This is a genomic window from Paenibacillus oceani, assembly GCF_014705615.1.
In the GTDB taxonomy this organism is placed as follows: domain Bacteria; phylum Bacillota; class Bacilli; order Paenibacillales; family NBRC-103111; genus Paenibacillus_AB; species Paenibacillus_AB oceani.
The window spans coordinates 91,187-116,830 of sequence record NZ_JACXJA010000019.1; the positions used below are offsets into that span (position 1 = coordinate 91,187).

The following is a 25,644-nucleotide window of genomic DNA, read 5'->3' on the forward strand; positions in this document are numbered from 1 at the left end:
GCGGGTATCCCAAAATCGATCAACGAAACACCCCGATCGATTTCCAAACGAAAGGAACGCAACTTCCACGGTAAAGTGGAAGTTGCGTTCCTTTTCTCGAGGAAAACCGTTTCTAAGCGGGCGCGCCAAATCGCTAAATGTCCTTGGACAGCCCCTTACTTACTAACTTAGTTACTTACTTGGCCGGCGGAGGAGTACCTCCTGCCCAAGCTTGATCGAGCAGCTTTTGGCCTTCGGTCTGAATCGTGTAGATCGCTTCCTCGATCGTTTTGCGGCCGTTCACCGCTTCATCGATTTCGCGGATGTACAACAGCTGGAACGGAGTGCTGAACACCGGATAAAACGTATCCGGCACGGTGATGGTAAGATCCAGCTCCTCTTTCTTTCGCTTCAGCATATAAAAGGGCTCCAGGCTTTGCCCGTCTTTCGTCGTGGCGAAGGCGGTCCGGCTGGAGAACACGTCGTCCATTTTCATCTTGACCTTAGCCGCTTCCTCGCTGTTGAAATATTGGACGATACTCCATGCCGTATCCGGGTTATCCGCGTTAGCCGGTATGACGAAAATCGTATCAACGTCAAAGTTGTTCGTGTACTCCGGATTCGCCGGATCGACGGGAACCGTAACGACGTCCCAATTAAAATCTTGGGTGCCCCACTGTTTCATCCGAAACAGCTGTTCGACACCGCTAACCGTCATCGCCGCTTTGCCCCGGCTGAACAGATCCATCTCTTTCGTCTCGTCCGGGCCGTAACGAACCGGTTTACCGTCCTTATAGTAGTAATACAGATTTTTGCTGCGAAAGCCTTCGATAATATGCTTAAACGATTTCTTCCATATGTCGGATTCGAATGTCAAACGTTTCATGTCGGGGCTTATATAAGAGGCGTTCTCTGTAGCCGCCAACGTTTGAATGAAATCGAAAGTCGTCCAATATTTAAGATGAATGCCGTAGATCCGTTTTTCCGGATCGGGATCGACCGGAAAACGCCGGGACAACTCCATCGTCTCCTCCCACGACATCTGGTTTTTCGGATACGGGACGCCATACTTGTCGAACAGATCTTTGTTGTAATACAGCCCCGAGCTTGTAAGCTCGGGCGCCAGCCCGAACAGCTTGCCTTCGTCGTTCTCCTTCAGGCGCGCGATCGCGGCGGGGACGAACTGGCTCAGATCGAAGCCGCTATTGCGGACGAACGGTTCGAGATCGAGCAGCATTCCTTTGTTTGCCCAGCGGAAATAAAACGATGGGTGCGTAATGACCAGATCCGGCTTTTGTTCGCGTACTAATTTTTCAAATTCATCAAAGTAATTATTTCCCGTTTTGTGCAAATCTTCGGTTGAAATAATCTCTACCTCTACGTCGGGAAATTTGAAGGCGAAGTAGTCTCCATAGGTCGAATAAAACGATTCCTCGCTGCCGAACGGTATCCGGACTACTTTCCGGGTCTGCTCGTCGGCAGGTTTTGCCGTGCAGCCGGCCAGCAGCAGAGAGACGGCCAGCACCGAGGCCAGCGCTCCGCGAGCCAACTGCCGGCCCGGCGCCGGATGGCGGCTTTTCTTTCCAACGTTATTCCACTTCATCGGTTTTCTTGCCTCCATCCCCATCACGGTTTTTTCTCCACTTTCGCCTGCTCGATCGCCGTTTGTCCGCGCTGCTGTATGGCGCCGATCGCGTCGTCCAGACTTTTGGTCCCGGCTGCCGCGGATTTCATTTCCTCGTTAACGATCGCCGACAGCGAGGTGTACAAAGGCCGATCCATAATGGCCAGGCTGCTCGCCTGATCATCGGGCCTTAGCATCGTGAAAGCTTCCAGTCTGTACGTAATCGGAGTCCGCGATTCGAACTTGCGGGAGTACAACCCGAAATTGCCGGTATAGGAGGAGGAAACCTTCCTTGTCATCGCTTCGCTGTGGATCGACTTGATCAGCTCCCAGCCGTCCCTTGCATTTTCTGAATTTGCAGGAATTGCATAAATTTCGTCAATCCGAAACGTGGACGAGACATTCGGTTTCGCCGGGTCGACCGGCTCCGTCACAATATCCCAGGCGAAATCGGCGAGATTATACCGCTGCTTGGCCTGGATCAGGTCGTTTGCCGTACTGTTCGTTGAAACCATCATCGCCGCGTTGCCGGTCAGGAACGGGTTGCGTTTGTAAAAATCGGCTCCGGATATGCTGCCCGTCAAAGGCTTCGATTCATAGAGCCAGCCTTTCTTCACGCCGTCGGCGACGAACTGGAAGATGGAGCGCCAGGCGTCCGTATTCGCCGTCATCTTGCTGACGTCGGCATCGGTCAGGCCGATTCCCTTCGTACGTCCTATACTCTCGGCCGTGCCGTAAGGGGACGCCGAATACGGGATCAATCCGTATACGCGATCTTCTCCCTGCCCGTTTGCCGGAAACCTTTGGGCCAGAGCGAGTACATCCTCCCAGCTCATCTGGTCAGTCGGATACGGGACGCCGTATTTATCGAATAGCGACTTGTTGTAATAAAGAGCCTGGGTCGAGAAGTTGGGAGCCATTCCGTATAACTTGCCCCCGCCGGAATCCCGGATTGTTTCGACTACACTTTCCTGGAAAACGCCGAGATCGTATTTTTCCTTTTGGATGAACGGGTCGAGCGGCAGCAGCAGTCCTTTGTCCGCTAACTTCTTATAGACCTCCATCGGGACGTACACGACATCCGGTTTTTCTTTCTCGATCAATTCCTCGAACTGGACCGCCCGGTCCTTCTGCGGGTCGTAAGGCGGGGAGTTGATGGCGTCCACGTCCATATTCGGATATTGGATGATGAAGGCATTGCCATAACGGCTCATAAAGGACATGCCATCGACCCATTGTACTTTGATCGACCTTTCCGTCTTGACGTCGAACTGGGGCGTCTTGACCTCTTGCTTGAACAAGCCCAGTATCGGCTCCCGCTGGGTAAAAAGGATGGCAGAAGCAAGCAGCAGCGCGGCGGCGGCAACCCACACTTTACCGCGGGATCGTTTCGTTGTCGCTTCCATGGCGATTCGTTCCTCCACGCTATTCATTAATTTGGGCGGTACGCCCTTCGGATTTAAAGGGAAATGTTTAAGCTCTTTTTCCCAATCTGGGAATCGTTTCGGTCTCACTTCGTCGCCTCCTTGCTCTCCGGTTAGTATGAATCGGACAACTGTTCCTTCAGCAATAACGGCACCTTCGCCCGCGCCCGGTGAAGCCGGGACTTGACGGTGCCTTGGGAGATATTCAGCATGGAGGCGATCTCGGGTACGGTCAACTGGTGGTGGGCGTATAAGAGCAGCACTTCCCGCAGCTTCTCAGGCAGGTCCATAACCGCCTTCCAGACATCGCCGCTGACCATCCGGCTCAGCACTTCCTTTTCCGTGGAGGAAGCCGTTTCCGACCTGCGGATCGTAGCCATCAGAAGCACCCGGCGGGCCCATGCCGATTTGCGGTGATCTTTGGCGACGTTTCGCGTAATCGCGAGCAGCCATGTCTTGACGCTCGATTCCCCGCGGAACGAGAACATGCTGCGGTACACCTTGATAAAGACGTCCTGGAAGATGTCGTCCGCCTGATCGAAACGGCTCGTCAGGAAAAACGCGTAGTTCCACACATCATTGCCGTAACGTTCCATCAAGTCGCGCAGAATGACGTTTTTGTCCGTACTGTCGGACAGCGTGCTCAAATAGTCCAAACCCACTTTTCGTTCACCTCGATTATTGGACGACGCGCTGAATAAAAGGGTTCCGTTGAAGTTGAACCTATGGTAATCTTTCTCATGGATATAGTGGTAGCGCATTAAAAACCCCCTCCAACGGTTGTTGGAAGGGGTCGGTGCCTGCGAGCGTTCCGATTAGCGGCGGACAAACGTCAGTTGCCCTTGCCTTTCTCCGTTACGATGTGCTGCCGGATCTGCTCTTCTGCGTCGCGAAGCGCCGTATTGACATCCTTGACATTTTTGACGGCATTCGTATATTCGGCGGTCAGGAGGCTGTAAGCTTTCGAATAATAATTCGAGTTAGGCGGTGCGGCGGCGGATTTGCTCTTGAATACGCCTTCGATATGTTTGCCTTTCAGCTCGGGCAGGTCTTGGCCGAACGCTTGCCTGAATTTCGGATCTTTCATGACCGACAGTTTGGCCGATTTTCTGGACATGACGGTCTGCACTTCCTCGGAGAACAACACCTCGAGCACCCGCATCTGATCATCCCGGTTTTTGCTCATTGCCATCGGAATCATGCAATGCAGGTCGTACATGCCGTATGTATCCGGTTTCTCCTTGTAGCTGGGGAATTGGGCCACGTCCCAGTTCAGATCCGGGGTTTGTCTAAGCCGCAGAAACAGATTGATCGTCGGGATCATCGCAACGGTTTTATCTTTCAGGAACCGGTCGATCGGAGAGCCGCCGATAAACTCGTTGCCTGGGATGGAATAGATTTGTTTGCCGATGTCAAACGCCCTTTTGTACGGGTCGCTGTTCACCAGCACTTTATCGGTTTTCTGATCGATGATGTTGAGAGACAGGGGGAAAAGGAGGCGGTTGAGGTCGTCAACTTCGATGCCGCGGTATTGAATGTCATTGTCCTTGCGGGTTACTTTCTTGGCAAGCTCGATAGCGTCTTCCCATAGCATGCCGTCCTTCGGGTAGGGGACGCCGAATTTATCGAATATGTCTTTATTGTAGTAGAGGGCGTTTAAGTTGTTGGCGTAAGGGAGGGCGTACAGTTCGCCTTTCTCCGAGTTCGCAATGATCGTATCCAGAGCGCCCTGGTCGAACCGGCCGAGATCGAAATTGTACTGCTTGGCGAGCGGAAGCAAATCGAGATACACGCCTAAATCCTTATAAGCGGTCAGGCGGCCGTGGTAAGTAACGAGGAAGTCGATCGATTCGCCCTTGGAGAGCAGCTCCGGCAAGTCTTCCGTCGTTTTGTCCATCTCCACGGTCAGGTGGGGATACTTCTTCTTGACCGGTTCGGCAATCAGCTCGTTGAAATCCTGATCCGTAAAATATCCCCCCAGCTGATGGACCCGGATTTTGACGGGATCGAGCGGCTTTTCCGCCGGTTTGACCGAGACGTCAGTTGGTTGTTGACTGTTAGAGCACCCAGCGAAAACGATTACAAAGGCGGAAAGAAAAAATACGAACCTTTTTCTTCTCACTACATCATACCTCCGTTCGTTCGAATGGTTGTTCCGCTTTAGAACCGGACGCAGGCGCAAAAAAGCGAGCAATGCGGAGAAAGGCGGCCGGCAATAAATTACCTTATTATATAGCGGTAAAGCAAACGGAAACAAGGTTCGTTTGGTTGCGTTTTTCCTCTTTTTATGCAAAATATCTAGTGAATCGTTGTGGAATCTCTTTTTATCTTTTGTTTTGCTGTTTCTTGTGTAAAAATATGTAATTTATTCGGTCCATATGTCGGATATACCCGCACGATTGTCGAGCGATATCCGTCGGTTGCATGCTTTGCGACGTTTCCTTTTTCTCTGCAAAGGAATATTGAGATATCTCGAGATATCTCGAGATATCCTAAGGGAAAGCGATGAAAATACCGATAACCATGAAAAAAGTTTGAAATATCGCTTTTTTCTATGATAAAATGAGGATATGCTATCCGGAAAGGAGGTAAGGACAACTTGATTAAACGCGAGAAATCCCGGGTAACGATTAAGCTGCTCGTTATGTTCGCCCTTGTATGGTCGTTTCTTATGCCGACCGCCGAGCTTGTTGTTACTCCCGTATCCAAAACCATTCCCGCCGTATCGGCATCCGCAACGATTCATTCGCCTTTAAGCTCTCCTGCGCATATGCTGACCAAGCTGCGCATGTTTTTGCCGGCTCTCGTCGTGACATTGTTTGTCGGCTGCATCGTATCTCTTGAAAATCGTATCCGCAATCGGCTGGACCGTTTTGCGCCCCCCATACCGCTTCTTCGCAAGCAGTTGCTTTTGCGTCCCCTGAAATTCACATCCCATTATGTAATTTGACATTTTCGGTCATACTAATCACTCCAAGCCAATTGTTATTTTTTTACGTTCGGCACAGAGTGTTGTTTGGCATGTCCGAAAATCGTGTTCATTTCTATGTAAGTTGTCTGACGTATGGGCGGAACCCATCTTTTCCTTTTGGAAAAGGCCGTTTATGCAGGATGTTGATAGGTGGCAGCAGGCTGCCGTTCCGCAGTAGTGGGCCCCGCTTGTCAAACTTATATAGCAAGGGCATGCCGCATCCGGAAAGTGCCGATCGAATATAGAGATCGGAGGCGGATGGATGAAACCAGTAAGAGAATCAGATTTGCCGGGAATCGGCCGCAAGTATGAAATGGAGACGCGCTCCAGAGACAAATTGGTGATTGTCGTCCATGATGACGGCAGAAGAGAAATGTATCATTTCGATAACGAGGATCTGGACGACAGCGTCTCGATGGTTACGCTGGAGGACGACGAGGCGCGAGCCGCCGCAGCGATCCTGGGCGGGATGAACTATAAGCCGAAAGCGCTCGAAACGATCGAGATGGCGCTGAACGATCTGGTTATCGAGTGGTACCGGATCGAGCCGAATGCGAGCTGCATCGGGCGGACGATCGGAGAGCTCGACATACGTCAGAAGACAGGGGCGAGCATCATTGCCGCGATTGAGCGGAGTAACGCCCATCATATCAGTCCGGGACCGGAGTATGCCTTGATGGCCGACAGCACGCTGATTGTGGCGGGCGAGCGGGTTCATCTGAAGGCATTGAAACAACTTCTTCTGCACGGGAGTGATTAATTATGGATCACATCGTGCTAGAGATCGGTCTCGCTGTCGTGCTTATTGCCGTGGCCGGAATACTGTCGGCCAAACTGAAATTTTCAGTCATTCCGTTTTATATTTTGATCGGAATGGCGGTTGGCCCGCACGCTCCCAAAATCGGCGTATTCGACTTCCGTTTCATAGAAAGCGCCCCGTTCATCGAATTTTTGGGCAGACTTGGCGTCTTGTTTCTACTGTTTTATCTCGGACTGGAATTTTCGGTCGGGCGTCTGATCAAGTCGGGCAAATCGATTGCCGTCGGCGGCACGATTTATATCGCCATCAACTTTACGCTCGGCCTGCTGTTTGCTTACTTCGCCGGCCTGCCCTTTAAAGAAATCCTTGTCGTTGCGGGCATTACGACGATATCTTCAAGCGCTATCGTGGCGAAGGTGCTCGTAGATCTCAAACGAACGGCCAACTCCGAGACGGAGATGATTCTTGGCATCATCATGTTTGAGGACGTGTTTTTGGCCGTATATATATCCATTTTGTCGGGTCTTGTGCTCAGCGGTTCGACTTCGCTGGCAGGCGTAGCCCTATCGGCGCTTATCGCACTAGGTTTTATGCTCGCCGTACTTATTATCGGACGCAAAGCGGTCCCGCTGCTGAATAAGGTGCTCGACATCCGGTCCAACGAGCTGTTTCTGCTCGTCATCTTCGGCGGCCTGATGGTCGTAGCGGGTTTCTCCGAAACGATCCACGTAGCCGAGGCGATCGGCGCGCTGCTGGTCGGTCTCGTATTGGCCGAAACCGAGCATATGAAGCGGATCGAGCATCTGATCCTGCCGTTTCGCGACTTCTTCGGGGCGATGTTTTTCTTCAGCTTCGGTCTTACGATCGATCCGACTACGCTCGGAGGCGCGGTCTGGCTGTCGCTCGGCGCCGTCGTGGTGACGCTGATCGGCAACTTTGCAGCAGGGATGCTCGCAGGCAAAAGCGCGGGACTGTCCAAGAAGGCGTCGGTTAATATCGGTCTGACGATCGTTTCACGCGGTGAATTTTCGATCGTAATGGCGAATTTGGGCAAAGCGGGCTCGCTGCTGCCGCTGTTGCAGCCTTTTGCGGCGCTGTACGTACTCATCCTTGCCATTTTGGGCCCGCTGCTTACCAAGGAGTCGAAAACGATCTACAAGCTGATTTACGGACGGAAGGAGCGTTTGCAGCCCAAAGATAACGCTCAGCCGGCCGATCGTGTCCAGTCTGCCGAACGGGAGGGCTGAGACCGATGCGGGGCGCCATGAAAGGACCTCGTCCGAACCGGTTTCACCGTCAGCCGATTAGGATCGATTGGCTCGCCGTCTTGTCCTTTTGTGCCGGAGCCGTGCTGATCGCAGTCGGGCTCGAGCTGTTTCTGAAGCCGAACCGGCTTGTGACGGGCGGCGCCCAAGGCATTTCCATTATGCTGTCGCACATGACCGAGATGCAGCTGGGACTGTTTTTGTTTCTGATCAACGTCCCGTTCCTGTTTCTGGCCGTTCCCCGGCGCGGGCAAAACTCCGCCGTTGTGCGGCTGGCCGCCCTCGGCGTCACGGCGGCCGTAACGCTGCTGCTGGACCCGATCCCGCCGCTGACCGAGCATCCGCTGGCCGCTTCGGTACTGGGAGGGCTGGCGCTTGGCGGAGGAGCTGGCCTGATCCTTCGCATCGGCGGTTATACGGACGGCGTGAATGAAGCCGCCCATTGGGTGAAGCGGAAAGTTCCGCTGTCGGTGGCCGAACTGATCATGCTGTTTAATCTGCTCGTGCTCGCGGTCGCCGGTTTTCTGTTTGGCTGGGAGCAGGCGCTGTACTCGGTTATCGCTTATTACTTGGCGTACCGCTCGCTGCGGTATATGATAAGAGGCTACCACAAGTACACACTGGTGCGGATTCACAGTCTCCAATCGGCTGCTGCACTTTGTGCCGATATGAAGGAACAGCTGGGTCCGGCTGTTTCGTTCCTCCAGGCCAAGTCCGCCCCCTCGGCTTCCAGAGAGGCGAGAGGCGATCTGCTGGCGGTCATCGCCAAAAAGGACGAAGGCCGTTTCCGGGAAGCGCTGCATGCTATCGATCCTGCCGCAGTAGTGAATATGATGCCGTTCGACAGTCCGGAGCAGTCCGAATATAAATATTTGCACTAATTCTGTCCATTCCTTATTTAAAATGATTCCTCAAACCGGCCTTTGCAGTCAGCCGCCCAAAAAAGTGCAAAACATCGGACCGGAAAGACAAAGATCGCTTGCCCCGATCCCGTTATGATGGAGCTAGGAAAGAGAACAGACCTAAGGCGCGATCAAAAAAACGGCTAACCTATGTTGGCCGATCTTACGGTTCACTATGCTTTTTTGATCGCGCCTAATAGCGCCGCAAAGCGGGGGAAGGGAAGATCATCATGAGCAAAGTTCGTCTTGGAGTTATCGGCTGCGGAGGAATGGCCGGATCGCACTCGGGAGGTTTTCAGTATTTGGGAGAACGGGTCGAGATTACAGCTACGTGCGATATCGAGCTGGAGCGCGCACAGAAAGCGGCCGAGTTGACAGGAGCGAAGCATGCCGTCAGCGATTACCGCGATCTGCTGGAGCATGTCGACGCCGTACTGGTCGTACTGCCGCATGACCTTCACTATGAAGTCGGCAAAACTTGCCTGGAAGCGGGCAAGCACGTGCTGATGGAGAAGCCGATGTGCAATACCGAGGAGGAATGCCTCGATCTGATCGAGACGTCGGAGAGGGTCGGCAAAGTGCTGATGACCGCCTATCCGGTGCGCTTCTGGCCGATCATCCTGAAGCTGAAAGAGCTGATCGACTCCAAAGAATACGGCGAATGCTTCCAGATGTCAGTCTGGACCGAACAATATACGCGTTACCAGCCGGGACACTGGGCGCTGTCCGCGAAGCGGCTGGGCGGAGGGCAATTTTTCAGTCATGGCTGCCACTACGTGGATTTGCTGCTCTGGTTTCTGGGACGCCCTGTCCGCGGAACGCATCTGGGTACGAATTTCGGAACCCCGTGGATGGAGAAGGAAGGAACGAGCAACGTTACGATCGAGTTTGAAAGCGGTGCGCTAGGTTATCACTTCGGAACGTGGGGAGCCCGCGGGACGAGGCTCGGCTGGAGTCTCCACGCGCACTGTACCAACGGAATGCTGGAAATCAACCTTGCCGAGAACAAGCTGTACGCCCATACGGCGATCAAGGAAGAGAAGGCGAATCTGGATTCGGAGTCGCGGAAGAAAGTATTGTACGAAGCCGGAGCTTCGGGCAAAATGACCAACCATGAACTCGAACATTTTCTCGATTGCATACGTGACGGCACGCGTCCGATTACGGACGGGCCGACCAGCCTCCAAGGACTGCGCGTCATCTGGAAGCTGTACGAGGCGGAACGCAACCATACGGTCGCGGATCTGCGCGGATTGGGTCTTGACCAGGAATGGAGAACGTTGAAGGCGTAAATGTAAAGGGGATCGGAAAACCCGGTATTTATCCGGCGGGGAAGTTGCTCTCGTGCGGATCATGCCGGGTTTTGTCGTCCTTTAAAAGAGGATTGCAATAAAGCGGTATAATGGCGAAGCAGCACATGGATAAAGGAAAAAGAAGCGGTTCATTTCATTAATGCGATATCGGAAGAAAAACGGAGGGAAAGGGGGGAAATGGCAATACCAGGGTAAAAAATTTTGAAATTTGCGTGAATTTGTGATATTCTGCCTATAGAGAGATAGTTAGAAAGGGGGAGAAACGATGACTTTGGACAGAGGCGCGCGGATTTTTGTTAAGCTGATTTCCGCATTCCTTTTAATCTGGTCGTTTCTCATGCCCACGATCGAAACGGTCGTCACTCCTGTCTCCAGCGCGATCCCCGCCGTATCTTCGGGAGCTCCAGGCTGCACCAGCGCAGCCGTTCTCGGACAAAACTACGATAAGCCGGAATCAGACGTCCCCTATGCGGCCTTTTCCGTAACGCTGCTCGCATTAGGATTGGCCCTACCGGTCCGGATGCCCCACTTTTCCTTTATAATCCCTCTCCTGATGAAGAGTCTGCTGCTTCGTCCGATCAAATTCACATCCAATTACGTATCCGTCTAGACGTTTTTGTTAAGGCTCTTATTGAAGTGCGTTTATTTGGCCTGATTACAATTTAGGGCGGTTATTTGTTGTGACCATTTGTTCGGGACGCACGGGAACCCGGCGTTCTTGCAAGCCATGATACAGGGAGGTTCTCGATGAAAACAGACACAGTAGAGCTGCATGCAACGCAGCCCAAAACCAAATCGCATACCCATATTACGCGGATGAAGCTGCTCCAGCGAATATGCTTCCTGACGTTCGGGGCCGCGTTATTCTCGGTCGGCCTGGAGATTTTTCTTGTACCCAACAGTATAATTGACGGCGGTATCGTAGGCATCTCGATCATTACGTCCGCATTGACTCATGTTCCGCTTGGCGTCTTTTTATTGTTGTTTAATTTACCCTTCTTGTATTTGGGATATAAGCAGATCGGCAAGACGTTTGCCTTGTCCACGTTATATGCGGTATCAATCATGTCCCTCGGCACCTGGCTCCTTCACCCGGTGAGTCCGCTAACGGACGATCCGCTGCTTGCTTCGGTGTTCGGCGGCATTATTCTCGGCGTCGGCGTGGGCATGGTCATCCGCTTCGGCGGCTCGCTCGACGGAACGGAGATCGTTGCGATTTTATTTACAAAGAAGTCTCCGTTTTCGGTTGGCGAGATCGTCATGTTTTTCAATATTTTCATCTTGGCCGGAGCGGGTTTCGTATTCGGCTGGGACCGCGCGATGTATTCGCTGATCGCTTACTTTATCGCCTACAAGATGATCGATGTAACGGTGGAAGGGTTCGACGAATCGAAATCGGTCTGGATCATAAGTGAGAAGCACGAAGAGATCGGGCAGGCGATTATTCAGCGTCTGGGACGGGGGGTTACGTACCTGCACGGGGAAGGAGCCTTTACGGGCGGAGAGAAACGGGTCATTTTCTGCGTTATTACCCGGCTGGAAGAAGCGAAGATGAAGTCGATTGTGGAAGAGCTGGACAGCTCCGCATTCCTCGCGGTAGGCAACATTCACGACGTGAAGGGCGGACGGTTCAAGAAGAAGGACATCCATTAATTCGAAAATAACCGGGCGCAGATCAGCCACCATTGCTGCTGCCGCCTATCCGGACATCCTGAACCGATTAATGAGCGGTCGGGATGTTTGTTTTTTACAGGCGCTGACCGCTCCGCATCCGGCAAACCTCAGCTTTTGGAGGGAAATGAAGGATTTTGTCGAATTAGTTTTCATAACTAAGAGGTTGCGAGGAGCCGATCCATTGCTCAGAAGAATTGTACTTGTGTGCTTTGTCGCATTGTTGGCCAGTTCGTTAATACCGTTATCCATCCTAATGAATCGTGACGACCAGCCGGGGGAGCTGAGGGTTCGCAGCGGTATCATGGACCTCTCCGGTTGGGATTACCAGCGTAATGAGCGAATCAGGCTGGACGGCGAATGGGAGTTTTATTGGAATCGATTGCTGACCCCGGAGGAATTCCGGCGGGCGGGAGCGGACACACCGTCGCTTCCCGATCTAATCAAGGTGCCCTCCATATGGAACGGCAAAACGGTCAACGGAGAACAGCTACCCGCTCACGGATACGCGACGTACCGGATGGTGCTGAAAAACGTGCCGTTCGACGGGGGAGTCGCGTTGAAGAAGACGAACATCCGGTTTTCGAGCGACGTCTATGCGAACGGGCACAAGCTGTTCGAGGACGGCAATCCCTCCGACGCGGCGGCAGACTACAGAGCCGGCAACGTCCCGCAGATCGGCTTTTTCTCCGCCCGGAAAGGGAGCGATATCGAGATCGTCGTTCACGTGGCTAATTTCGATTACGCCAATTCGGGCATTCCGGCTTCCCTTTATTTCGGCGAGCAGGCCGCGATGCTGGCGACCCAGCAGAAGAGCAAGGCGCACGAGCTGGGGACGTTTGCGATCCTTGCTACGCTTGCGTTCATTTTCGCGATTTGCTTCGTAACGGCGGCCTGGTACCGGAGCCAAGACTACTCGCTGCTGCTGTACGCTTTGCTTTGCCTGTTTTATGCGATATACAACGGCTTGGTCGGGGAACGGGTTCTCCTCATGTATGCTCCGGACTTGCCGTTTGAGCTTATGTTCAAGATCAAAGACTTTTGCTCGCTGGCCTGCTTCATCGTATTGGCTGCCTTATTTTATCGGTTAAAGCGGAATATCATCTCGCTTACGTTCGCCCGGTTGTTCATCCTTGTGCTTGGCGTTTATACGGCGCTGGTGGTCGTACTGCCGATCCCTGTTTATTCGAAGGTCGAACCGTTTATTATTTTAGTATATGAATCGTTGACGATCTGGCTCGTACTGAGGACGGCCGTCCTGTATGTCCGAAGCGGCAAGGGCGACCGCTTGAAGTCTTTGCTGCTCTTTTCGGCCATCCTGTGCGCGCTGCTGTATTCGGTCGACATGATCCTGTTTTCGTTTTCCTTGAAGGAGCATGCATGGCTGGGGCAGTTTTATATCGTCTGGTTCAATCTGATGATGCTCGTTCTGGTTGTGCTCCGCTTCTTCGAAGCGTACCATACGATCGACGGGATGAGAAGCCGGCTTCTCGAGCTGGACAAGATCAAGGACGACTTCCTGTCCAATACGTCCCACGAGCTGAAAACGCCGCTAAGCGCCATCGTGAGCATAACCGATACGCTTCTCCGGGGGGTGGAAGGACCGGTAACCGCCAAGCAGGCGCGCCATCTGGCCATCGTATACGAAAGCGGCAAACGTTTGTCTCATCTGGTCAACGAATTGCTCGATTATTCAAAAATGAAACATGGAGACATCTCGCTTCATCGGAGCGGTGTCGATCTGAAGGCGGTCGTCGATTCGGTCGTTCAGATTCATGCGTTCCTGCTGGAAGGAAAAGAAATCGAGATCGTGAACGACGTATCCGGGGATTTGCCCGTCGTTTATGCGGACAGCAACCGTTTGATTCAGATTCTGCATAACCTGATCGGCAACGCAGTCAAATTCACCGACACGGGCCGGGTGCGAATCAGCGCCAAAGCGGGCGGAGATCAGGTCGAGGTACTCGTGGAGGATACGGGGATCGGCATCGAGGCGTCCATGCGCGAGCGCATCTTTCAACCGTTCGAGCAGGCGGACAGCTCGGAGACGAAAGCTTACGGCGGTACGGGACTCGGACTGAGCATTACGAAAAAGTTGGTGGAGCTGCAAGGGGGAGCGATCCGGGTTGAATCGAGCCCGGGACAAGGGTCGGCGTTTTCGTTTACGATTCCGGTGTCGCCGGAGCCGGCTTCGGGCGACAGCCGGGAATGGGAAGGGAACCGGCCGTACGCGCAGACGTCTCTAATGCCGGGAGAGTACCCGGTCTACATCGCGGGGGAACAAGAAGAGCGCATTCTCGTCGTGGACGACGATCACGCCAATCTGCAGTCGATGATCAATTTGCTGCGGCTGGAGGGGTATTCCGTCATCGCGGTTCATCGCGGCCGGCTGGCGCTGGACGAGCTGTCCCGTGCCGCGGACATTGCGCTCGTCGTACTCGATATGATGATGCCCGATATGTCCGGGTACGAGGTGCTGAACCAAATCCGGGAACGGTACTCCGCATTCGAGATGCCGGTTCTGATGCTAACGGCCAAAAACCGGGCGGCCGAGACGAAACGGTCGATGGACAGCGGAGCGAATGATTTTGTCGGGAAGCCGTATGAACCGGAGGAGCTTATGGCGCGCGTCCGGAGCTTGACCCGGCTGAAGGCATCCGTGAAGACAGCCAAGGAGGCGGAGATTGCGTTTTTGCGTTCCCAGATCAAGCCTCATTTTTTGTACAACGCGCTGAATTCCATCGCTACGCTGTGTATGGTCGATCCCCGGAAGGCGGAGGAGCTGACGCTGCAGCTTTCGCAATATTTAAGGGGCAGCTTCGATTTTAAACAATTGGAGTCGGTTACGACGCTGGACCGGGAAATGGAGCTGGTGAAGGCGTATATCCATATCGAGCGGGCGCGCTTCGGCGCCAGACTGCAAGTGGAATACGACGTGGACGAGTTCCCGGCGGCTATGCGGATGCCGCCTCTGCTCCTGCAGCCGCTTGTGGAGAACGCGATCCGGCACGGTGTCATGTCGAGATCGTCGGGAGGGACCGTGCGCCTCTCCGTCAAGAAGGAAGGGAATGCAGCAGTCCGCTGCACCGTGGAGGACAACGGACGCGGAATGAGCGAACAAACGCTGGAGGCCGTGCAAAGCATGGATACGGACAAGAGGGGAGTTGGGCTGTGGAATATCGACCGCCGCCTCAGGCTGATGTATGGAGAGGGCATACGGATCGAAAGCGCGGAGGAGAGCGGGACGAAGGTTTCCTTCGTTATTCCGGTGCAGCCGAACGGACGAAAGGAGGAGATCAGATATGCTGCGGGCGATGATCGTGGATGACGAGGAGCTGTCGGTGCAGCGGCTGGGCATTTTGCTGTCGGAGAGCGGAGAGCTCGGATTGTGCGCGGCTTTCTTGAACCCGGCCGAGGCGTATGAATTCGCCAAGACGAATCCGGTAGACGTAGCGTTTCTCGATATTTCCATGCCGGATATTGACGGTATGCTCCTTTCCACCCTGCTGCACGACTTGGACGACTCGATCGATATCGTATTCGTAACCGGCCATGACGAATATGCGGTTCAGGCGTTCGATCGAAACGCGCTGGATTATTTGCTGAAGCCCGTAACCGCCGAGCGGCTGTCCCGGACACTGGATAAAATCCGGAAGCGGCATCGGTTCGCGGCTGCAGCCGGCTCCTCCGCTCAGGTCCTTCTGTTTAACGGGTTGAAACTATACCGGCGAGAGCGGGACCAGGTGCAGGTGAAGCTGAGAAGTCCCAAAACCGAGGAGCTGTTCGCTTTTCTCGTATGCAAAGGAACGGTCAGCCGGGAAGAAATCGTCGATACGTTATGGAGCGGTCTGGACAAGAACAAAGCGCTGAAAAATTTGAACTCGACCTTGTATTACATTCGCAAAGCGTTCGACAACGGCGAGTCCGATTCGTTCCTCGCGGCCGGCAAACACGAAATCAGCATCAGGGAGGGCGCCCTTCGCTGCGATCTGTACGAGTTCGAGCGATTGCTCAAGCAAGTCCGGCAGGCTCCGGAGAAACAGGCCGATCTGTTCAGACGGGCGGAGGCGCTGTATACGGGACGATTGCTGCAGGGAAAGGACTACGAATGGGCGGCGGAGCTGGCGCGTTCGCTCGAACGGCAGTATATCGAGCTGCTGGAAGCGGGCGCGAGATTCCATATCGGGATCAACAAACCGCAGCAGGCGCTGCATTACTTTAGCGAAATATTAAAGCTGGACGCGATGAGGGAAGATATCCATCATGAGGCGATCCGCCTTTACGCGGAGCTGGGAAGAAAAAACGAGGCGTTCCGGCAATACCGGATGATGGAGGAGATGCTGGAGAAGGAGCTTGGGGCGAAGCCTGATCTGCGGATGAAACATTTTATAACGAAAATGGGGCCATAAGCAAGGACTGTCGAGAGCCGTTGGAGTCGATCCGATTCCAATGGCTTTTTGTTGTTTATTTTCCGTTTATCGCAGGCTTGTATAATGAACCCGAATGCCGTCGAATGAGTTCGAAATCCGGCGAATATCGCCGGTAGGCTACTATTCATGCGGGAGGATGCCAACGATGTGGTCAAGAAAGGCAAAATATGAGATGGGGAAGATGTGCGCGGCTAGTCTGGTCTTGTTTATCGTATGGACAATCGCGCTTGGCATTCCGGCGCATGCGGCGGAGACGTGGAGTCAATACGGCCGGATCGGGCCGAAGGCAGGCTCCGATGCGGGGGCGTTTAATTCCCCGATCGGGATGACGACGGACAGCCACGGGAATATATATGTGGCCGATAGCGGCAACCAGCGTGTTCAAAAGCTGGATAAGGCGACCGGCAACTGGCAGACGGTCAGCAGCAATCTGGGCTTTAACGGACCTGTCGGGGTGACGGTGGACGTTGCGGGGAACCTGTATGTGTCGGAATTTTACGGCAATCGCGTTCAGAAGCTGGACGCCTCGACGAATACATGGAGTTCGTGGACCGGTTTCAATAAACCGTACGGGATCGCGGTAGACAGCGTCGGTACGGTTTATGTGGCCGATAGCGGGAACAATCGGATCCAAGTGCTGGCGGCCGGGGGCAACGTCTGGAACGAGCTGGCCGGATCGGGGAGCACCTCCGGTAAAGTCAAGGAACCGCGAGGGCTGGCGGTAGACAGCCACGACAATCTGTATGTGGCCGACAGCGGCAACAACCGGATCCAGAAAATGTCGGGCGGCACATGGAGCCAGTGGGGGAACGGCACTTCGGTGGGAGACCTGATCGGTCATTTCAGCGCTCCGTTCGGGGTGATGGTGGATCAGTATGGGAACGTCTACGTCGCGGATACCGGCAACAATCGCATCCAGAAACTGGCGGCCGGGGGCGGATGGAGCGAGTGGAAAAAAACCGGCGGAGCAGTAGGGACCGGCCTCGGCGAGTTTAACTCGCCGATGGGCGTTACGGTGGACCAGGAAGGCACGATGTATGTCGCCGATTCGAACAGCCACCGCGTGCAGAAGCTCGCTGGTACGACATGGAGCGAATGGGTTGCGACAGGTTCGTCAGCGGGCACCGGGTTGGGCGAATTCAATAAACCGTACAGCTTGGCGGTCAACGGCGGCGGAGATCTGTTCGTGGCCGATCTTCTGAACAAACGTATCCAGAAGCTGACGGCTTCCGGCACATGGAGCAGCTTTGGAACGGGCGTCACATTTACTAACCCGGCCGGAGTGGCTATAGACAAAAACGGGAATCTGTATGTCGCCGATATGGGCAACAATTACGGCGGTCATAAAGTGTACAAGCTGTCGGCAGCAGGAGCTCTGCTCACCTCGTGGGGAAAAAGCGATACCCAATCCGGAACCGCGCCGGGCCAGTTTAAAGGCGCGGAAGGCGTGGCGGTCGACAAGGACGGGAATGTGTATGTGGCCGATACGGGTAACCACCGGATTCAGAAATTGCAGGTGTCCAACAACACATGGAGCGCTTGGGGAAAAAGCGGCAATGTATCCGGCACCGGCCTTGGCGAATTTAATCAGCCGACCGGAGTAGCGGTAGACAGCGAAGGAAACGTGTACGTCGGGGATACGAATAACAACCGGATTCAGAAGTTTACGGTATCTACAGGCGAATGGAGCGAATGGAAAAATGGCGGCAGCGCCCTGGGAACCTTCAGCTTTCCGCGCCAAGTAACGGTAGACGGCAGCGGCAACTTGTACGTAGCCGATGTCGGCAAAAGTCGGATTTTAAAGCTGACGGCGGCCACGAACACGTGGAAGGCGTGGGGCAAGAGCGGCGGCGGGCAGGGAAGCGGCTTGGGCGAGTTTTTTAATCCGTATGGCGTGGCGGTGGCGGACACAAGCGGCGTGCTTTATGTGGCGGATATGAACAATCATCGCGTGCAGAAGCTTGTCATTACCATAGAGAAGCCGGGAGCGCCGACCGGGGCGGCAGCAGCTGCCGGCAACGGAAAAGCGACGATCAGCTTCACTCCGCCGGCGGATGACGGCGGAAGTCCGATTACCGGCTACACGGTAACGTCCAGTCCGGGCGGGCTGGTGGAGACGGGAAGTGCCAGTCCGATCACGGTAACGGGGTTAACGAATTTGACGGAATATACGTTCACGGTCGTAGCTACGAACGCGAAAGGGGATTCGGTGCCATCCGCGCCAACGGCAAGCGTAACGCCCGCCGCCGAGCCTGACGCCCCGACAGGGGGGACGGCCACGGCGGGCAACGCCCAGGCGGCAGTGACCTTCACGCCGCCGGCGAGCGACGGAGGAAGCCCGATCACGGGGTATAAGGTAATATCCAGTCCGGGCGGCAAGATTGGAACCGGATTGACCAGTACGATCTCGGTATACGGGCTGACGAACGGCACGGCGTACACGTTCACGGTGGTCGCGATGAACGCTATCGGCTCTTCGGAGGCATCCGCGCCATCGGAGAGCGTGACGCCGATCGGGGAGCCGGGTGCGCCGACCGGTGTAACAGCAGTGGTTCTATACGGCACCGCTCTTGTCAGCTTCACGCCGCCGGTGAACGACGGGGGCAGTCCGATCACGGAGTATACGGTAACGTCCAGTCCGGACGGGAAGACGGGAACCGGAGCGACAAGCCCGATCGCCGTAACCGGCTTGACGGTCGGCACAGTGTACACGTTCACGGTGGTGGCGACGAATGCGGAAGGCGACTCCTTACCGTCGGCTCCGTCAGGGAGCGTAACGCCGACGATCCCGCCGGCGCCGGCACCGCTATTGCAGTCGGCGGCGTCCGGCGACGGGCAAGTCACGCTGGCCTGGATTCCTGCTCCGGGTGCGACCGGGTACAAAATATTCCAAAGCTTGGCGTTCGGAACGGAAGGCAATGAAGTAACGACTGTCGGCGCGGCCGTGTACGGTTATACGGCAACCGGATTGACCAACGGCGTAACGTACTATTACGTCGTGAAGTCTGTTAATGCCGGCGGAGACAGCCTGGCTTCCAATCAAGTTAGCGCCGTGCCGCAGGTCCCCGCACCGGGGGCGCCGGTGCTGCAAGCGACCGAAGCCGGTAACGGACAAGTCACGCTGGCTTGGAGTCCCGTGCCGGGCTCGACCGGGTACAAAGTATTCCAAAGCGTCACTTCCGGCACGTATGGAAGCGAAGTCGCAACCGTAAGCGGTGCGGTGTACGGTTACACGGCTACGGGCTTGACCAACGGCACCGCGTATTATTTTGTCGTGAAGGCCGCAGGTCCGGGCGGAGATAGTCCGGCGTCCAATCAGGTCAGCGCGATCCCGGTGACGGTGCCTGCAGCGCCGACGGACGTCATAGCTACGGAAGGTGACGGAGAAGCGACAGTGGCGTTCACACCGCCCGCAGATAACGGCGGCAGCTCGGTAACCGGCTACGAAGTGACGGCCTCGCCGGGGAACATGACGGCGACAGGGGCCGCCAGTCCGATCCGGGTAACGGGCTTGCAGAACGGGACGACATATACGTTTACCGTAAAGGCGATTAACTCGGTAGGCGGCAGCCTGCCGTCCGCGCCTTCCAATGCGGTCCAGCCGACCCCGTCACCGTCTGATGACGATGGAGGCGCCGGAAACGGCAGCGGAACGCCTTCGGTGCCGACCGTTCCGGGTTCTCCGGATAAGTCAGGCACGGGAGTCGATGTCTGGATTAACGGCAAGGCAGAGCATATAGGCGCGGCGACAACCGCTATCGTAAATGAACGGACGGTTACGACGGTTACGGTCGATCCGGGCAAGCTGGAGGAGAAGCTCGCGGCGCAAGGTGAGCATGCGGTCATTGTTATTCCGGTCTTGGCGGATACGGATGTGGCGATCGGCGAATTGAACGGCCAAATGGTACAAAGCATGGAGCGGAAGCAAGCGGTTGTGGAGATCAAAACCGACCATGCGGTCTATACGCTGCCCGCCCGGCAAATCAACATCCGGTCGATCTCGGAGCAGCTAGGGAAAAATGTGGCGCTATCGGATATCAAAGTGCGCATCGAAATCGGCGCACCGCCGGCAGACGCCGTGAAGGCGATGCAGAACGCTGCGGGAGAAGAATCGTATACGATTGTCGTTCCGCCGCTCGACTTTGCGGTTAAGGCGATCTATGGCAATGCGACAGTCGAGGTAACCCGATTTGACGCATATGTGGAAAGAATGATCGCGATCCCGGATGGAGTCGACCCGGGCAAAATCACTACAGGCGTCGTAGCGGATGCGGATGGAACGGTCCGCCACGTGCCGACCAAGATTGTGAAGGTGGACGGCAAATACTATGCCAAAATCAACAGCCTGACGAACAGCGCTTACTCCGTCATCTGGAATCCGCTGGAGTTCAGGGATGTCGCCGGACATTGGGCCAAGGACACGGTGAACGACATGGGCTCGCGTCTGATTGTCGGCGGGATCGGCGATAGCCTGTTCAACCCGGACATGGATATTACCCGCGCGGAATTTGCCGCGATCCTGGTCAAAGGGCTCGGGTTGAAGCCCGAGAAAGGAACTGTGCCGTTCCCGGACGTGCACGCTGCGGATTGGTACAGCGAAGCGATCCTGACGGCGTACGCGAATAAACTGATCAGCGGGTTCGATGACGGAACCTTCCGTCCGACAGACAAGATTACACGCGAACAAGCTATGGTGATCATCGCAAATGCGATGAAGATAACCGGTCTGAAGGCGAAGCAGACGTCTCAAGCAGACGGAGTGCTGCCGGGTTCGTTTGCGGATGCCCATCGTGTGGCGGAATGGGCGGCAAGCGGCGTAACCGATAGTCTGCAGGCGGGCATCGTCACCGGACGGAACGATTCTCTGCTTGCACCGGAAGCCTTCATTACGAGGGCCGAGGTTGTCGTTATGATTCGGAAGCTGTTGCAGCGCTCGGATCTGATTTAACCGACAGGAACGTCTAAAGGTCCCTCCCGATTCGTTGAAGTAACGATTCGGGGGGACCTTTTTTTGTGGAGTTTGCGGGCCTTGGGCCTGCTCTTTATTTTTGCGGATTGACGATCCGGTCTCTCCGGTACTCGCCGGGCGTCAGTCCGGTCAGGCGCCGGAACATCCGGGTAAACGAATTGGCGTTCTGATAGCCGACTCTGGCGGCGATATCCTGAATTTTCTCCTCGGTTTCCTCGAGCATTTCCTTTGCTTTTCCGATCCGGATCTCGTTTAAGTAGTCGCTTAAGTTTTGACCGGTCTTCTCCTTGAAATAGTTGCGCAAATAACCGGTCGAGATGTTCAGCTTGCCTGCGATCAGATCCTGGTAGATGTCGTCCCCGTAATGCTTCTCGATAAACCCGACGACGAAGTCGACGATCGGGTCGCGGGCGTCCCGCTTCTGGCGGATCAGCAGCGCCGCCTGCCCGAGCAGCCGCTCGAACAGCTCGATGTACTGCGCCTCCGAGACGAACCGCTCCATCTCGTCATAGGGCGAATATTCCGCATACAGCGAATTCGTATCGATCTGGTGCGCCATCAGCGTCATCAGCAGCTTGGAGAGCAGATCGCCGGCATACTGGCGGTAATGCCAGGCGGTCGCCTGACGCCGCGTCAGCCGCTGCATCGAGCTATGGACGAGCGCGGTCAGCTGCGGCTCGTTGCCCGCCTCCAGATGGGCGGCGAAGCTTCGCTCTTCCTCGGGCGTCCAGAATATGACCGGTTCGAGCGGACCGGGAGTATCGATGATTTGCGTTTCGCCGCTCAGCATGCGCCGCCGCAGCATCTCGCCGGCCGTCTCATAGGCGGATGTGAACCCGGAAGGCTCCCACAGCTTCGGACAGCAGGCGATGGTGAGCTGGTAGTAGGCGCTGTCGCGGTCGAAAATCTGCTTCAGGTAGCGCAGCATTTCCGTAAGCGCTTCGGACTCGTCGCGGTCGGTGAACACGATGGACAAGATCCGGTCCTTTTCGACCTGCATCGTAACGGAATCGGCGAACGTCTGGGTCATGTTCAGGTTGATGAATTCGAGAAAATAAGTCGCTTTTAGCGGACGGTCACGGCCCAGCAGCTCGTATTCCCGCGTGTAATGAATGTGAAACATGATGAAGTGGAACGTCCGCTTCGTATCGGCCAGCGCCTGCACCTCGGTATCGAGCGCCTGGATGCTTTTGATTTTGTCCAGGTAGCCGTATTTTTGCAGCAGCGAGTTTTTCCGGTGAACCGATTGGATCATATGCTGCAAGCTTTCGCTGATCACGTTGAACTCGTGGATCGTGCTCGTCTGCCGGATGACCGGATTCATCTGGCGAAGCGCCTCCAGGATGCGCTGGACCGGGTTTTTGAAGCGGACGCTCAGCAGAACGGAGATCGCGATGCTGATCAGCACCGACAGGGCGAACAATGTAAGCAGCAGCACATTCATCTTGGTCATCTGGCTCGCGATCGTCTCGTACGGAATGACGCTGACGTAAGTTTGTCCGGACAGCTCGCCGGTTTTGTAGAAGTAATAGTCGCTTCCGTGCAGCACGAACGATTTGCCGGCATCCGCAGGAGCGGCCGGCATCGCAGCCGGAACGGCTCCGGCGCTGTAGAACAGCTGTCCCGCGCTTCCCGTCATATAGAACGGATTGTCTTCACGCTGCACTTGAGCGGAGAACATCCGGTCCGCATCGATCAGCGCGCCTACATAAAATTGGCTGCCGATCTGGCTTTTGACGATGACGGGGACGAAGCGGGACGACCCTGGATTCATCAGCTCAATCCGGTGGCGGTCAAACTCGGCGGACGGAAACGTGCGGAAGTGAAAATCTTCGGCAAATTGTTCGGCCCAAAACTCCGGCCCGTAATCGCGGCTGACGTAATATTTGCCGAACATTTCTTCGACCCGCGTATACCCGTTTTTGTCAATGACGAAACCTTGCTCCTTAAAATAGATGAACACGTTCTCCAGATCGAGATTGTAATTGCTGACAATCGTACGGAACTCGTCGGCCAGCTCGTTGACGATCGGGAAGTCGGAGCCGATATTCCCTTTCTTGAGTGCCGCGACCGAATTGTCGAAATAGTACCGGGTAAGCAAATCGTCCAGCTGGAGCAGCTGCGTCTCGTAACCATCGACCGTATTGGCGAGGGCGGTCGTATTGGAGCGGATCAGTTCGTCGCGCATCTGATTGTAAAAAAAGTTATAGGCGAATAAATTGAATGCAAACGAAATGAGAATGACGACCATAAATCCGAGAAGCAGTTTGGCGAATAGCGAGTTTCCGTTGAATCGGATGCGTCGTCGTTCCACAGGTTCTCCCTCCGAATCGTCTTGGCGATCGTTTCCGGTACAACCGGATCACACCTTTCAGTATAATCGATGTAATCGGTTTCAACTATAGATGCGGATTATTCATTTCCGCCACTCTTATTCCGCACGGTATAAATCGGCCATTTTCGGAGGGAAAGCTTCGATTCGGAATAGGAAATTCGAAACGGTTTCTTGTTCCAGGCAGCGGCGCCGGGATAAGATGGGCATACGAAAGGCGAACGGTGCGAACGGCCGGCCGTTTGCGATTCGCCATATTCATCGATCACGAGATGACGAAAGGGGCCAAAGTTCAGTATGACAAAAAACAAAATGGTAAAGATGCTGGTCAGCCTAAGTTTGGTAGCGGTTCCACTGCTAGCTGCCTGCGGCAAAACGGAGCCGGCGGGGGATGCGTCCGGGAAAACGCCTGCAGAGACGGGGCAGCAGACGAGCGGGCCGAAGACGGTGCCGGAGAAGTACGATCCTCCGATCGAGCTGACGACGGTGAATTACAGCTTCCCGACGACCAAGTTTTTTAACGGCGAAGATATTAACAATAATATATGGACGCGGACGCTGGAGGAGAAATACGGCATTAAAGTGAAAACCCAGTGGTACGTCCCCTCGACCGAATACGATAAAAAGTCGAACCTGATGATCGCGTCCGGCGAGATTCCCGATTTTTTCGCGGCGACGCCACAGCAGTTCAAGCAGCTGCAGGAAGCCGGCATGCTTGAGGATTTGACGAAGGTATATAACGATCACGCCCCGGAATCGCTCAAGAAAGTGATGCAGGGCGCCGGGGATACGGTGCTGAAGTCGGCGACGTTCGACGGCAAGCTGATGGCGATTCCGTGGTCAGGTGTTGCCAAGGAAGGACCTGCGATATTGTGGATTCGCAAAGACTGGAAAGAGAAGCTGAGCCTGCCCGATCCGAAAACGATCGACGATCTGTTCGCGATTGCGGATGCGTTCACCAAAAAAGATCCGGACGGCAACGGGAAGGACGATACGTTCGGGCTGGCGATGGAGAAGGAGCTCAGCATGGCCGCCGGTCTGATGAACGGCTATGGGGCTTATACCGACGCGAGCACCGGATTTTGGGTGAAGGACAGTTCGGGAAGCCTGGTGAACGGCGATATTCAGCCGCAGATGAAGCAGGCGCTGACGAAGCTGAGCGAGATGTACAAGGCCGGACACTTCGATCCGGAGTTTATCGTCAAGGACGCCAATAAAGTATACGAGACGATCGGCGCGAACAAAATCGGGATGATGATCGGCGGCCGGGGCTCGGCCAACTTCCCGCTCGTCACGCTGACGCCGAATCAGGAATGGCAGGCATATCCGATGCCGACGGTGGACGGTAAGCCGTTTCAGGCGCAGCTTCCGCTCAACATTTTCAGCTATTACTGGGTCGTAAAGAAAGGGACGAAACACCCGGAAGCGATATTCAAGTTGATGGACTTCTGGCTGCAGACGTATTATTACAACAAATCCGAAGAAGTGTACTACAAGTACATCGTTCCGAGCAAGGAGGACCCTTCGGCGGTATGGACGTATTCGCCGGTCAAAATTTATTTGCCGGACAACAATATCGAGAACTACCGCCAGGCTACCGCTGTGCTGGACGGGAAAATAAAACCGGAGGAACTCTCGCCGGAGCGCAAGAAAGTGTATGACCGGATCATGCTGTACAAGGGCGGACAGAAAAACTTGTGGGGCGAATTCGCCCAGAATGGCCCCGGCGGCTCGGCAGGCATCATCGATCAGATTATTAAGGAAGACCGGTTCGTCTCGAACGAATATTATACGACCCCGACGGCGACGATGGCGGAGCGGAACGAGCAGCTCAAGAAGCTGAAAAACGAAACGTTCGTCAAAATCGTCACAGGCAACCTGCCGATCGACGCGTTCGACAAGTTCGTAGCCGATTGGAAGAAGCAAGGCGGAGACCTGATCACCAAAGAAGTGAACGACTGGTACGCCAAGCAGAAGAAGTAACGGGAGAGGGGCGGCTTACCG

16 protein-coding genes are annotated in these 25,644 nt (G+C 54.9%); 11 read left to right on the plus strand and 5 right to left on the minus strand.

The window, feature by feature from the left end; all coding sequences use genetic code 11:
• Positions 1-175: 175 nt before the first annotated feature.
• From IDH45_RS15290 to IDH45_RS15305, 4 genes are all read right to left on the minus strand, one after another.
• Positions 176-1,582 carry an ABC transporter substrate-binding protein gene (locus tag IDH45_RS15290; RefSeq protein ID WP_190928988.1) on the minus strand — a complete coding sequence of 469 codons (1,407 nt, stop codon included), beginning with the start codon at positions 1,580-1,582 and terminating at the stop codon, positions 176-178.
• Positions 1,583-1,605: 23 nt separating this feature from the next.
• Positions 1,606-3,117, minus strand: a complete 1,512-nt coding sequence (locus IDH45_RS15295) for an ABC transporter substrate-binding protein (protein WP_190928989.1) — start codon at positions 3,115-3,117, stop codon at positions 1,606-1,608.
• Between the two features lie 23 nt (positions 3,118-3,140).
• Entirely contained in the window at positions 3,141-3,689 is a 549-nt protein-coding gene (locus tag IDH45_RS15300) for an RNA polymerase sigma factor (RefSeq protein ID WP_317891215.1), read from the minus strand.
• Between the two features lie 170 nt (positions 3,690-3,859).
• Positions 3,860-5,149 (minus strand): ABC transporter substrate-binding protein, encoded by a 1,290-nt coding sequence (locus tag IDH45_RS15305; RefSeq protein ID WP_190928991.1) that lies wholly within the window; start codon positions 5,147-5,149, stop codon positions 3,860-3,862.
• 477 nt (positions 5,150-5,626) lie between these two features.
• Here IDH45_RS15305 and IDH45_RS15310 point away from each other — a divergent pair, with 477 nt between their 5' ends.
• The 10 genes from IDH45_RS15310 (at position 5,627) to IDH45_RS15355 (ending at position 21,287) form a co-directional block, all read left to right on the plus strand.
• Positions 5,627-5,977: a hypothetical protein gene (locus IDH45_RS15310; protein ID WP_190928992.1), complete on the plus strand. Its 351-nt coding sequence runs from the start codon at positions 5,627-5,629 to the stop codon at positions 5,975-5,977.
• Between the two features lie 283 nt (positions 5,978-6,260).
• Positions 6,261-6,758 (plus strand): cation:proton antiporter regulatory subunit, encoded by a 498-nt coding sequence (locus tag IDH45_RS15315; protein ID WP_190928993.1) that lies wholly within the window; start codon positions 6,261-6,263, stop codon positions 6,756-6,758.
• A 2-nt stretch (positions 6,759-6,760) separates the two neighbouring features.
• Positions 6,761-8,005, plus strand: a complete 1,245-nt coding sequence (locus IDH45_RS15320; protein WP_190928994.1) for a cation:proton antiporter — start codon at positions 6,761-6,763, stop codon at positions 8,003-8,005.
• A gap of 5 nt (positions 8,006-8,010) precedes the next feature.
• Complete coding sequence (locus IDH45_RS15325; RefSeq protein WP_190928995.1) at positions 8,011-8,904, plus strand: YitT family protein; 894 nt, start codon at positions 8,011-8,013, stop codon at positions 8,902-8,904.
• Positions 8,905-9,155: 251 nt separating this feature from the next.
• A complete protein-coding gene (locus IDH45_RS15330; RefSeq protein ID WP_190928996.1) occupies positions 9,156-10,217 on the plus strand; it encodes a Gfo/Idh/MocA family protein in 1,062 nt (353 codons plus the stop codon).
• A 286-nt stretch (positions 10,218-10,503) separates the two neighbouring features.
• Positions 10,504-10,848: a hypothetical protein gene (locus tag IDH45_RS15335; protein ID WP_190928997.1), complete on the plus strand. Its 345-nt coding sequence runs from the start codon at positions 10,504-10,506 to the stop codon at positions 10,846-10,848.
• A 206-nt stretch (positions 10,849-11,054) separates the two neighbouring features.
• Positions 11,055-11,891 (plus strand): YitT family protein, encoded by an 837-nt coding sequence (locus tag IDH45_RS15340; protein ID WP_223836696.1) that lies wholly within the window; start codon positions 11,055-11,057, stop codon positions 11,889-11,891.
• Between the two features lie 202 nt (positions 11,892-12,093).
• Positions 12,094-15,237: an ATP-binding protein gene (locus IDH45_RS15345; RefSeq protein WP_190928999.1), complete on the plus strand. Its 3,144-nt coding sequence runs from the start codon at positions 12,094-12,096 to the stop codon at positions 15,235-15,237.
• Positions 15,212-16,318: a response regulator gene (locus IDH45_RS15350; RefSeq protein ID WP_190929000.1), complete on the plus strand. Its 1,107-nt coding sequence runs from the start codon at positions 15,212-15,214 to the stop codon at positions 16,316-16,318. Before IDH45_RS15345 ends, IDH45_RS15350 begins: the two co-directional genes overlap by 26 nt.
• A gap of 166 nt (positions 16,319-16,484) precedes the next feature.
• Positions 16,485-21,287: a fibronectin type III domain-containing protein gene (locus IDH45_RS15355; protein WP_190929001.1), complete on the plus strand. Its 4,803-nt coding sequence runs from the start codon at positions 16,485-16,487 to the stop codon at positions 21,285-21,287.
• A gap of 94 nt (positions 21,288-21,381) precedes the next feature.
• Here the strand turns inward: IDH45_RS15355 and IDH45_RS34980 are convergent, their stop codons facing one another.
• Positions 21,382-23,622, minus strand: coding sequence for a helix-turn-helix domain-containing protein (locus IDH45_RS34980; RefSeq protein WP_190929002.1), 2,241 nt, complete (start codon positions 23,620-23,622; stop codon positions 21,382-21,384).
• 315 nt (positions 23,623-23,937) lie between these two features.
• Between IDH45_RS34980 and IDH45_RS15365 the strand changes: the two genes are divergently transcribed.
• Entirely contained in the window at positions 23,938-25,623 is a 1,686-nt protein-coding gene (locus IDH45_RS15365; protein WP_190929003.1) for an extracellular solute-binding protein, read from the plus strand.
• Positions 25,624-25,644 lie beyond the last annotated feature (21 nt).